This window comes from Acinetobacter puyangensis (genome assembly GCF_900096995.1).
In the GTDB taxonomy this organism is placed as follows: Bacteria; Pseudomonadota; Gammaproteobacteria; order Pseudomonadales; family Moraxellaceae; genus Acinetobacter; species Acinetobacter puyangensis.
This window is the reverse complement of sequence record NZ_OANT01000002.1, coordinates 237210-249458: the sequence shown is the minus strand read 5'-3', so window position 1 is coordinate 249458 and position 12249 is coordinate 237210. Positions and strand designations below refer to the sequence as shown.

At 39.1% G+C, this 12249-nt stretch carries 11 protein-coding genes, 1 tRNA gene and 2 pseudogenes; 4 read left to right on the top strand and 10 right to left on the bottom strand.

Translation table 11 applies throughout. The annotated features are described in order from the left end of the window. Positions 1–72: 72 nt before the first annotated feature. From CRO21_RS05590 to uvrB, 3 genes are all read right to left on the bottom strand, one after another. Positions 73–1524: a glyceraldehyde-3-phosphate dehydrogenase gene (locus tag CRO21_RS05590; protein ID WP_097078345.1), complete on the bottom strand. Its 1452-nt coding sequence runs from the start codon at positions 1522–1524 to the stop codon at positions 73–75. Between the two features lie 172 nt (positions 1525–1696). Beyond that, complete coding sequence (locus tag CRO21_RS05585; RefSeq protein ID WP_097078344.1) at positions 1697–2278, bottom strand: lipocalin family protein; 582 nt, start codon at positions 2276–2278, stop codon at positions 1697–1699. 176 nt (positions 2279–2454) lie between these two features. Next, on the bottom strand, positions 2455–4476 hold the full coding sequence (uvrB, locus tag CRO21_RS05580) for an excinuclease ABC subunit UvrB (RefSeq protein WP_097078343.1): 2022 nt from the start codon (positions 4474–4476) through the stop codon (positions 2455–2457). A gap of 467 nt (positions 4477–4943) precedes the next feature. Between uvrB and CRO21_RS05575 the strand changes: the two are divergent. Then, positions 4944–5339: pseudogene (locus CRO21_RS05575) on the top strand (A1S_2505 family phage non-structural protein); the annotation flags it as partial. Between the two features lie 131 nt (positions 5340–5470). Beyond that, positions 5471–6220, top strand: a complete 750-nt coding sequence (locus tag CRO21_RS05570; protein WP_097078341.1) for a YebC/PmpR family DNA-binding transcriptional regulator — start codon at positions 5471–5473, stop codon at positions 6218–6220. 70 nt (positions 6221–6290) lie between these two features. On the opposite strand, the gene CRO21_RS05565 is transcribed toward CRO21_RS05570, so the two are convergent. Then, a complete protein-coding gene (locus tag CRO21_RS05565; RefSeq protein ID WP_171293992.1) occupies positions 6291–6746 on the bottom strand; it encodes a Fur family transcriptional regulator in 456 nt (151 codons plus the stop codon). A gap of 223 nt (positions 6747–6969) precedes the next feature. Here CRO21_RS05565 and CRO21_RS05560 point away from each other — a divergent pair. Then, positions 6970–7164, top strand: a pseudogene (locus tag CRO21_RS05560) (hypothetical protein); the annotation flags it as partial. A 19-nt stretch (positions 7165–7183) separates the two neighbouring features. On the opposite strand, the gene CRO21_RS05555 reads toward CRO21_RS05560, so the two are convergent. The 5 genes from CRO21_RS05555 to pnuC form a co-directional block, all read right to left on the bottom strand. Then, positions 7184–7483, bottom strand: coding sequence for a helix-turn-helix domain-containing protein (locus CRO21_RS05555; protein ID WP_097078339.1), 300 nt, complete (start codon positions 7481–7483; stop codon positions 7184–7186). A gap of 177 nt (positions 7484–7660) precedes the next feature. Continuing rightward, a tRNA-Leu gene (locus CRO21_RS05550) sits at positions 7661–7745 on the bottom strand. Between the two features lie 87 nt (positions 7746–7832). Then, complete coding sequence (locus tag CRO21_RS05545) at positions 7833–8642, bottom strand: protein kinase domain-containing protein (protein WP_097078338.1); 810 nt, start codon at positions 8640–8642, stop codon at positions 7833–7835. A gap of 6 nt (positions 8643–8648) precedes the next feature. Continuing rightward, on the bottom strand, positions 8649–10142 hold the full coding sequence (locus CRO21_RS05540) for a DUF3336 domain-containing protein (protein WP_097078337.1): 1494 nt from the start codon (positions 10140–10142) through the stop codon (positions 8649–8651). A 119-nt stretch (positions 10143–10261) separates the two neighbouring features. After that, positions 10262–10837 carry a nicotinamide riboside transporter PnuC gene (pnuC, locus tag CRO21_RS05535; RefSeq protein WP_097078336.1) on the bottom strand — a complete coding sequence of 192 codons (576 nt, stop codon included), beginning with the start codon at positions 10835–10837 and terminating at the stop codon, positions 10262–10264. Between the two features lie 130 nt (positions 10838–10967). Between pnuC and CRO21_RS05530 the strand changes: the two genes are divergently transcribed. After that, positions 10968–11540, top strand: coding sequence for a 5-formyltetrahydrofolate cyclo-ligase (locus CRO21_RS05530; protein ID WP_378234957.1), 573 nt, complete (start codon positions 10968–10970; stop codon positions 11538–11540). A 2-nt stretch (positions 11541–11542) separates the two neighbouring features. On the opposite strand, the gene CRO21_RS05525 is transcribed toward CRO21_RS05530, so the two are convergent. Next, positions 11543–12187, bottom strand: coding sequence for an A1S_1983 family putative colistin resistance protein (locus CRO21_RS05525; RefSeq protein ID WP_097078335.1), 645 nt, complete (start codon positions 12185–12187; stop codon positions 11543–11545). Positions 12188–12249: the final 62 nt, after the last annotated feature.

Sequence of the window (12249 nt, the reverse complement as noted above, 5' to 3'; positions counted from 1 at the left end):
AATATTTTGATTATTTTAAACATCAAAATTACTTCGGGAATCATAATTATGATAGCCGAAGTAATTTAAAGCTTATTTACCATCAGGAATCTTTGGATAGCTCACACCGCACATTTGCTCTGCAATACGTAATACCTGACAGCTATAGCCCACTTCATTGTCATACCAAACGTATGCTGTTAAGTGTGTGCCCGAAGCAATGGTCGCCTGTGCATCAAAAACACCTGCGGTACGAGAACCAATAAAGTCGCTTGATACCACTTCAGTAGAATTGGTATAGCCGATTTGCCCTTGTAGACTTGAGAAAATCGAAATCTGACGGATAAATTCATTGACTTCGTCGCGATCTGCTTCTTTTTCTAGTGTTAAATTCAGGATTGCCAGTGAGACGTTTGGCGTTGGCACACGTACAGAATTACCGGTTAATTTACCTTTAAGCTGAGGCAAAGCTTTGGCAACCGCTTTGGCCGCACCTGTTTCAGTGATCACCATATTTAGTGTTGCAGCACGACCACGGCGATCCGCTTTGTGATAGTTATCAATCAAGTTTTGATCATTGGTGAAAGAGTGAACAGTTTCAACATGACCATTCAAAACGTGATATTTTTCATCCAGTACTTTTAACACAGGCGTAATCGCATTGGTGGTACAGCTTGCCGCAGAGATAATCTTATCTTCATCTAAAATATCGGCCTGATTGACACCATATACCACATTTTTCATGTCACCTTTACCTGGTGCTGTTAACACAACACGAGCAATACCTGGACATTTTAAATGTTGGCTTAAACCTTCTACATCACGCCATTTACCCGTATTATCGATGAGCAAAGCATTTTCGATACCGTATTCGGTGTAATCAATTTCACTTGGATTTGATGCATAAATCACTTTAATAAAATTACCATTGGCAATAATGGCTTCATTTTCTTCATCCACAGAAATAGTGCCCGAGAATGAACCATGAATCGAATCACGACGTAATAATGACGCACGCTTTGCCAAGTCACCATCAGCAGTTCTACGTACAACAATCGCTTTAAGACTTAAACCACGGCCAAGACCAGACTGACCAATAATTAAACGTGCCAGAATACGACCAATACGGCCAAAACCGTAAAGCACCACGTCTTTAGGTTCACAGGTCGGAGAATTACCTTCAATCGGCTGTACTGCTTTGGCAACAAAAGCATCAATATCGCCGCCCTGTTCTTTATATTCAGTCGCAAGTTTACCCAGATCAATTTCGGCGGAACCAATATTTTCAATTTTTGCCAAAGCTTCCAGCAATGGTACGGTATTCACAACGGATAGTTCGACATCCATCATGCGAGTAATACGATGCGCTTTTAAAATTTGAATCACGGAACGATTAACTAAAGAACGTCCATAAATGGTGGTCACAATATTTTTTTCACGATACAACTGACCAATTAATGCGATCATTCGCTCTGCAATTTCTTCGCGGTTCTTCCAACGACCTTGATGTTCTTGGTGTAGGGCGATGATGGTATCTTTACTCACGGAATACATCCTCTAGTGATTTGTTTAGCGTGAAACGCTCGTTTTGAAAATGAGCATATTTTAATTGAAAATGAATGTTTTTGAAATCTAAATGCAAATATTTTGCAACAAAAGTCCGCTATGTATTGATATTTCAAAGAAAAGTACAGAATTCTACTGATTCTTGATGCATTTATTGATGTTCAACCCGAATCAGATCGTTTAGTTTAAAGCCGGCTTTTTTGGCAATATTTAAATATTGCTCAATAATATTCTCATCAAGTTGCGGTGTCCGAGCCAGCAACCATAGAGGTTTACGGTTTGGATTACCAATCAATACCACCTGACCTTGCGGATCAATGCGCATAATCCAGTGATGACCTTTCCTTAAATATCTAAAAATTGAGGGCAAATATTTAATAAGAAACTTACTATTATCTGGCGCATTAACAATTTTAATATCAGCATGAAATTGGCCAATTCTGCCTTCTTTGGTCTGATAACGTAATTCCAGATTAAGATGGTTTTCTGATTGCAAGGTATATTCCAAACGGATATTTTTAAATGAGGATCGCTCAGTCACCACAGGTTTTCGAGCAATTTCATACCAGCTACCTAAAAATTTATCCAGATCAACATTCTTAGCGATAGCCATACTTCTTGGCCGAAGATCCCATAACAATTTTCCGGCACCCAGCCCAAGTAATGCAGCACTACCAACCGCAATTTTTAATATACGTAGTTTTTTATCAGAAGAATGACGATTTACTCCCATGGCTGTATCCGCTCCAGAATATTTTATTTTACTGCCGTTCAACTATAGAAAAAAGTGTGATGCTGTTCAACAAAAAGCAAAAATAAATCCTTTGCATTGTCAGACAAGATACTCCGGCCCTATGTATATTTCATAAATGAATGATCTGCATGGACGAAGTATCAATCTTCCGCTATTTATCTAAGCAACTGTGCTTTTAAACGAATGATTTCATCACGTAACCTTGCCGCTTGTTCAAATTGCAGATCTTTAGAGGCCTTTAACATTTCTTTTTCCAGTTTATTCATATGTCTGGAGAATAATTTTGGATCGGCAATCAAATGTTGTTCGTCATCACTTAATGCCCGAGATTTTGCCGACAATGAGATTTCCTCATCTTCCTCATACACCTCTCCAGTATCAATATCCTTGCTAATCTGGCGCACAGTACTACGCGGAATAATGCCGTGTTCTTCATTAAACTCAATCTGCTTGGCCCGACGACGGTCCGTTTCATCAATCGCTTTTTGCATCGAGTCGGTAATTCGATCTGCATAAAGAATGGCTTTACCTTTTACATTTCGTGCTGCCCGGCCAATGGTTTGAATCAATGATCTTTCAGATCTTAAAAAACCTTCTTTGTCGGCATCCAAAATAGCAACCAACGATACTTCGGGCATATCCAGACCTTCACGCAACAGGTTAATCCCGACCAACACATCATGCACACCAGTACGTAATTCATGAATAATTTTGACACGCTCCACAGTATCAATATCAGAATGCAAATAGGCGACTTTAATCCCATATTCTTTTAAATAGCTGGTTAAATCTTCTGCCATGCGCTTGGTCAGGGTGGTCACCAAAACCCGCTCATTGATGTCTTTACGACTATTAATTTCAGATAATACATCATCTACCTGTGTCAAGACCGGACGCACTTCAATTTCAGGATCAATCAACCCCGTTGGACGCACTACCTGCTCTACAATTTGCTCGGCACGTTCCAACTCATAACGTGCTGGCGTTGCACTGACATAGAGGGTATCAGGGGTAATTCGCTCCCATTCTTCAAATTTCATGGGACGATTATCCAGCGCACTCGGTAAGCGAAACCCATAATTCACCAGATTTTCTTTACGAGAGCGGTCACCCTTGTACATAGCACCGATTTGCGGAATGGTGACATGTGACTCATCAATAATTAACAAACCATCTTCCGGCACATAATCAAATAATGTCGGTGGCGCTTCGCCCGCTTGCCGACCAGACAAATGGCGGGAATAGTTTTCGATTCCGTTACAATAGCCAAGCTGCTGGATCATTTCCAGATCATAACGAGTACGCTGCTCTAGACGTTGTGCCTCGACCAATTTGTCATGTTCTTTAAAGAAAGCCAACTGTTGTTTGAGTTCAGTTTTGATGGTACCTACTGCTTTTTCCAGACTTTCCCGTGGTGTCACATAGTGGCTTTTCGGATAAATCGTCACACGAGGCACTTTGCGTACCAGCTTGCCTGTTAATGGGTCAAACCAGCGAATCGAATCCACTTCATCATCAAACAGTTCAATACGTATGGCATTTTGTTCGGATTCGGCAGGAAATACATCAAGAATCTCGCCACGAATACGGTAAGTCCCTCGGGTAAACTCAATTTCATTACGGCTATATTGCATCGCGACCAAACGACGGATTAACTCATCGCGATTGATCCGATCCCCTTCCACCACATGCAAGAGCATTTGCATATAGGCTTCCGGATCGCCCAAACCATAAATGGCGGAGACCGAAGCAACGATAATGGCATCACGTCGTTCCAATAATGTCCGTGTTGCCGATAAACGCATCTGATCGATATGATCATTGATCGCCGCATCTTTCTCAATAAAGGTATCCGATGAAGGCACATAAGCCTCTGGCTGATAATAATCATAATAACTGACAAAGTATTCGACAGCATTGTTTGGGAAAAATGCTTTAAATTCGCCATACAATTGTGCGGCCAACGTTTTATTATGTGCCATGATAATTGTTGGTCGCTGGGTTCTGGCGATCACATTTGCCATGGTATAGGTTTTACCTGATCCTGTTACGCCAAGTAAAAGCTGATTTTTTTGCCCGTGTTCCAAGCCTGCAACTAATTTTTCAATCGCTTGCGGTTGATCACCTGCCGGAGCAAAATCAGTAACGAGTTGAAAAGCTTGTGGATCAGACTTCATGCATGATGACCTAAATAAATAATCTGATCTATCATATCCCTTTCATCATAAGGCTTTCAAAATTTATATGTAATTTTATGAAAAATGACAATAAAACTAAGGCCTATATTTTTCCAGACATTGCTTTTCAATATAATTTTGACTCACCTTAGAATCACCGTTTTTCACACATTGGCAATAATTCCCACGCTGGCTATTACGTATCTGTTCGGGTACATTCACGCTTAAACAGGAACGCACATATCCGTATCGCCCCGCAGTCATAGATTCACCTTCTGTGATCTGATAGATCCAGATCAAAACGATTACTGCCAACAAAATGAATATCGGTCTATTTGTCTTAAACCATTTATACACACTTTCCGTCCTCAAATTTATACAACACTTAAAATCAATTTCTTAAACCATACTATGCAAATCAGCTAAAAACGTTACAATATTTTTAGAATGAAAAAGGATCATGTTGCATGTACCAGTACCACAACGAAACAATCATCGAACAGCTTCCCGAAGACCAGATCTTCGTCTTTGGTAGCAATCTTGCTGGCAATCACCGCAAAGGTGCAGCAAAAACAGCCAAAGAAAAATTTGGTGCGATTCCGGGTGTGGGTCGTGGCTGGTCAGGACAAAGTTTTGCTATTCCCACGCAAAATGAACATTTACAGGCCATGCCAATTCATCAAGTTGCCCATTATATTGATGATTTTAAAGTCTATACCCAAAATCATCCTAAACTGACCTATTTTATTACGGCAATTGGTTGTGGCAGTACAGGTTTTCCGGTCGAAGATATTGCGCCTTTGTTTAAGGGAATCTCTGAGAATGTGATCTTACCAATCCGTTTCAAACCTTATCTGGAGCGATAAAACGGTTGCAGCGTTAAAAAGATAGATTTCTTTGAGTACAAATATTTTCAACAAAAGTGTTGCTGTGCTAAGATTCCGCCACATTTTTTCTTATTTTTTCAATATAAAGTTATTGGAGCATTTCTTAAATGGCAGGTCATTCCAAATGGGCAAACACCAAGCATCGGAAAGCAAAACAAGATGCCAGTCGTGCAAAAGTCTTTACCAAATACATTCGTGAAATTGTAACAGCAGCCAGATTAGGCGGTGGTGATATCGCAAGCAATCCACGTTTACGTGCGGTTGTAGAGAAAGCACTTTCTGTCAATATGACACGCGATGCCATCAATCGTGCCATTCAGCGTGGTGCCGGCGGTGAAGACAATGATGATTTAAATGAAGTCACCTATGAAGGCTATGGTGTCGGTGGTGTAGCTGTACTGGTTGAAACCATGACTGACAACTTAAATCGTACCGTCCCTGATGTACGTCATTGCTTTAGCAAAACCAATGGTAATCTAGGTACATCGGGTTCCGTGGCCTATCTCTTTACCAAACGTGGTGAAATTTCATTTGAAGATCCATCTTTGGAAGATCAAGTGATGGATATTGCCCTTGAAGCTGGTGCAGATGATATTGAAGTGGATGAAGATGGCATTGTGGTCATTACCTCTCCAGAAAACTTCGGCGCAGTTCAGGATGCTTTAAGTGCAGCAGGTTTAAAATCTGATAATGCTGAAGTCGTGATGAGCCCATCGACCAAAGCAGAAATTACCGATATTGATCAGGCCAAGCAAATTATGAAAATGATTGATATGCTTGAAGATCTGGATGACGTGCAAAATGTCTACACCAATGTCGAATTTAGTGATGACGTGCTGGAACAACTAGACCAATAAATATGTGTAAATAGACTGCTTTGTCTGATATGCCGACGCTGGTATATCAGACACACTATCCAATCCCACCTTACGATACATTTTTATCATTTTCCCCCTTACATTTTTCACAACTTTCTATATTAATGATCAAAGAAGAAGCGACGTAAGCGACCTGTTTATTTGCACATAATGTTTTCAGACGCTGATCAATTTCGGAATCCTCAAATGTTTCGATGGCACCGCAATGATTACAGATAAAACGGGAATAATGATCAAACTGTTTCAAAGAAAAAAGTGCTTGTTCCATGTCCACTTTATAACGCTGTAACAACCCTGCCGTTTGAAATAATTTTAAACTGGAATAGATGGTGCCAATATTAATTCGATCATTCATTTTTAAAGAAATATTTTCTATATCATAAGCCGTAAGTTCATGTTTTGCATGTTTAAGAATTCGGTAAATCACCAGCCTTGCGTGCGTCACCTTAATCTTTGCTTGTCTTAATGTATCTCGAATTTCATTAAATTCCTGACGATCCTGCATTTTTTCTCTAAACCCCATCATCAAATTTTAAATTAAGTGAAAAGAAACAATCTTGATGCTTCTCTATATATGACGAATGAGATCAAGAATAAGCTCATGTTTTTGTGTTATTTTTTGTAAAAAATTATGAATTTTAATCTATATCTCGGAATTGCTAAAAATTTTAGGGAAAAATTGCCTATGAGGTATCTCTTCACCAGCACGTTAGAATGCGATGAAAAGCAATACACATGCCACCGTGTGCCTGATGAATGGCTTAAATCTGGTCTATGTGGCTGCACAGCTCGGGCATAGTCTGGTCATGCTGATGAAACGCTACGCAGGCTGGATCAATTCGGATAAGAATAAAGAAGAAATTGCCAAGTTGAGCAAAGCCAATACCCACCCATTTCAAAATGGGAAATTAAGAATCAACTAAGTCTAATCGCCATAATTCATTAATCAGTTAGACTAATACGAGAACCATCTGGCAAGGTGGCATTGATTTCTAGATTTGCCCCAAGCACCTGTAAATATTGACGCAAAGTTGAAAGCTGAATATCTGCACGTTTTTCCAGTTGTGCAACTGTGGGTTGTTTAATATGCATTGCATCTGCAACCTGTGCTTGTGTAAAGCCCAGTTTTTTACGTAGATGTGCCAGACGGATTGCTGTAATCATGTCACTTGCTTTAGCTTCAATAATCGCTTGATCTTTCAAAGATAGTGTATCCATTAGTTCACTGATTGGTTTTGCCATGATCTGACTCCTCAAGATATTGTTGATAGCTTTTTTCCGCAATTGGAAAAAAGATTATTCTTATGATTTTAACATTGCTCTTATAAATCTGACTTGAACTAAATTTTACCAAACGTGCCCAAAACGTGCCCATAAAAAAAGGAACCAATCTAAGTGATTGATTCCTCTTTAAAATATTGGTGGGGACGGAGAGACTCGAACTCTCACACCTTGCGGCGCTGGAACCTAAATCCAGTGCGTCTACCAATTTCGCCACGTCCCCGATGTGCTGCGTATATTAGCAATGAGTTTTTATCTTGCCAAGTATTATTTTATAAAAAAGTATACGAATGCATATTTTATCATCAAATTATGTTTTTTTGATTAAATTCAAGGCATTTATCAGCGTTTTGATCTCAGAAAAGCGATTCTTTCTGAGTTTTGCCAACATTCCATCGAGTATATTTTGGTAAAGGGAATATTCTATTGCTAATAAGGGAATCTCTGCCTGACAATGTTGCGTTGCCCAATCCTGATAATTTTTACCCATAAAGGGCTTCTCACCCATCAATATCTCATAAAAAATAATCCCCAGTGCATAAATATCGCTTTGCATGGATATATTTTCACCAAGAAAAAGTTCGGGTGCCATATAGGCAGGTGTTGCCGAAATCTCAGCTTGCCTTGTGACCTCATGAATTTTTGAGGTTTGCGCAAGATCCAATAATTTAACTGGATTAGAAAACGTGATATGGCGCAATTTTAAATCACCATGGATATAACCAAGGTCATGCAAATGTTGTACGCTTAGACAAATATCCTGAAAAATCTGTATTTTTTTATCTATTGAAAATTTCCTACTCAAATCTATATTCAAGGTCTGATAATACGGCATGACCAATACATCATTGAGGATAGGAATAGGGAAATTTATATTTTCGACATCAGATATCTTATAAATCTGAAAATCAGCACAAAATTGTTCTGTTTGAAATGGCCGATAGGCATTGAGTTCATGTGAAAAACTTTGTCTTATAATCTGCCCAGCATTTTGACCTAAAAATTTAAAAACATAAGCCTGTTCTTGTTGCGTAATTAAATAAACATACTGCCCTGCCTGTTGAGTTGGCAAAGCGCTTAAACATTTTTCCCATTGAAACGGTTGGCTTATCTCAAACAAATCAGTCTAACCTGTCTGACAGAGTGATGTTTGTTGTTGACGTAATACTGTCAAACAATGTTCCAGTGTCTTACCAACTCGGGCATGTGCTTCGATACTGGAAATTTTCGGCCAAGTGGCACGTTCTCCTTCTCGCTGTAATTTTTTAAATAAGGCAGGCGTAGGATTTTGCAGCATATAACCATAATGTCGCAAACTATACTGCCCCACAATATTAATATCACCATAATAACGCTGTCCGACAATACCAAAACCATGATCAACTAAACGCTGAATGATTGGTATACGTTCCAAATGCGTTCGGGTAAAATCCATCGCTTCCAGTGCAAGACTTTTTGCCTGATGGCGTATAAAACGGGTGGGCCAGCTCAATAAATCTTTACGATAACGCTCAATATCACTTTGCATAAAAGGCACCACATGCGGATTGACCTGACAAGCAATTGAATAATTAATGTTATAGAGTCTTGCCATTTTTTCTTGTGGGAAATCGCTACGTACACTGCCATCTACCCAGCGGGTATTTGCCATATAGGGCATATAAATACCATCTGGTCGTTTGGTGGTTAATTTCACAGGTGGAAATAATAAAGGTACAGCACATGAGGCCAAGGTCGCACTCCAGATCAATAAATCTGGAGAGGTGACTTCATTCATGATTCTTGGATGATGCGTTGCAATATAAGGTGCAACCACAATTGAAGCATGTCGTCCGGATTTTGAGAAAGCTTCACTAAAGGTATATTCACCTAAATTTACCCGCAAAAAATTTTTTAATGCCTGTATGTCGGCAATCCCGCTGCGATCACCAATAATTTTAAAAATATTGCGGAATTTAAAGGCATTTTCATAAAAACCATCACCATGAATCAATTCCATTAATTCTGTATCAGTTCGGGTCGCCATCATGCCCGCCATCAATGCACCGGCACTTGATCCGGAAAATACTTTTGGCAATAAATCCTGCTCATATAAAGCTTTACATACGCCACTATGAAATAATCCTAATGTCGCCCCACCTGAAAACATTAATGCAGGCTGACCATAAGCCTGTAATGCGCCTTCAAAATACTTAATTTTTTCAGTCAGACTCAATGCAGTAAATGCGTCACAAACAATATAAGCAAATGCTTCACAAACATGCTCAATATAGTCTTCAATCAATCTTTTGGTGCCAAAAAAGGTTTGGGTATAGAGTAAGGGATGGGAAATATTGGCAATATCAAAATTTAAGCCTTCTCTTAAATATTGTGCCAGATCAAGTTGCTGATCCTGATTCTTTAGCCGTTTAATTCGGGTCAGGCGCTGTGCAATAAATTCGTAACCATAATATGGCGAGGCATTTTCATATTTCCATGCTTCCAGACCGGATGCCTGATCCAGTGCCAAAGCAATGCTTTTCCATTGTTGATAATTGTCTGCATATTGCAAATCTCGTTTTAATTTGGCAATCACATAACGCTGATGTGAATTCTTTTGATGGAGAAAATGTTGATGCATGCACTTCCCTATACAATTCCGATTTGATCAATATGATCACTTATCGCAACATTATCATAGCTAGCTGAAAAACCAATACTTAAATAACAGCTATTCTTTTAATACGAATCCCGTGCATGTTATGGTTTGGCAAGATCGTGTTTTTGCTTAACCTGTAGCCATTGCCACCAGCCAAATGCGGCCATAACCACAAAAGCTGCATATAAAGCTGCGGTCAACCATAAATCCTTATACAGAAACATACCGACATAAACAATATCGACAAACACCCAAAGAATCCAAGTCGCAATATGTTTGCGACTGGTCCAGTAGGTTGCCAATAAACTAAATGCTGCCAGCTGTGAATCAAGCATCGGTACCGCAGCATCAGTAAAGTGTTTTAGAATCAGGCCAAATAATAAACCTGCAAAGGCAGCGAGTAACATTTGCAGCATGACAACCGATTTTGTAATCGGTTCAATCCGAATCTCATGATCTTGTTGTTTGCCCTTGAGCCAGTTATAAAATCCATAAAAATTAACCAGTATAAAGAAAAACTGCAAAATCGTTTCGCCGTATAGCTTAAAGGTATAAAACAAATAAGCATATAAAACGAAGGCAACGAAATTAAAAAACCAGCACAACATATTTCGTTTAATGGTCAATGCAACGCCAATAATACTGATCACAACAGCAAAAATTTCTAGATTGGACATAATAATGCGTCATATGAGGCTTCGAAGTAGTATAAATCAATTCTAAAAATACGTTAGATATTTGTATGGCACTATCATCAAGCGGCTTATATTTTTATACTTCTGTCAGTATCTCATTATAGTGACAAGCATGAACACTTTACGCAAAGATATTCGCAAACAACGCCGTGCATTATCCCGTTATGCTTTGGCACAGGCTGCACAAAAGATATTATTTCAGGCAAGCCGTCATCCTAAAATTAGGTCTGCACGACATATCGGCATTTATCTCGATGCATTTGGCGAAGTTCCAACACGTACATTGATTTTTGCATTATTAAAACAGCATAAAAAAGTCTATCTGCCGGTGATTTGTCCAATGAATCAACACTTGCTATGGCAAGAAATTTCTATTCAGCAGATGCGAAATCAACGCTTTACACGACATCAACTCGGTATGAAACAAGCAGTACAACACCGTGCTTTAAACATCTCACATCTTGATCTGCTCATTATGCCTTTGGTGGTGTTCGATCAACTGGGACAACGTATAGGAATGGGTGGCGGATTCTATGATCGCACGCTGGCCATGCATCCACATTTACCTTATCGACTTGGTCTGGCGCATGATTTTCAAAAAAGTAAAATGATCTTAACGCAACAAAAATGGGATCAGAAACTGAATACTGTGTTAACGCCAACAAAGCACTATAGTTTTAGATAGGCTCAATCATAAAGTTTATATAAGCCAACAAATCTTTGACATTTCGGATCTTCGGATTGAAATTCCAAAGTATGATCTGTGCGATTTAAACTATAAATACATTTATTTTCCAGATCGGTAATATCAGTCAAATGATCCGGCGAGGTATAGGAACGTAAATAGGCAATACGTGTGACTTCGCTATTATTGGGGCTGCGATATTGTATGCCTTCAATTTTAATTCTGTTTTTATCCAATTGCTGCAATTGGATATGCGTCATCTGGGAATCGATGGTCGCACTTTTATAGCGAATATAATGCTGGGTCAGGCTCTGGTTGATCGTGATAAAAAAAGTTAGGTCATCAATTCGCCGCTCAAATTCCCGATGAACACATTGTACCGACTTGCAGGATTTAACATATTTTTCCCAGGCACGATTCGATGTTTCTAATAATTTTAATGGCGCATTAGACATCAACTGAGCATTCAGATATTTTTCCCTGATTTGTTGATTTAAATCTTTTAACTCCTGATGACTACAAACCTTCTGATCAAAGGCACCGGACAATTTTTTCTCACAATCAGGCATTCCAGCAAATACATGTTGCTGAAGCAAAGCCAGACAGACCATCGAAAAAAAACGACTAACAAGTAAATGACTGTTCATAAAACTGTTCATAAAAATAGTGACTAAGAATATGACTAAGCCATAAAGTAAGATATGCTTAC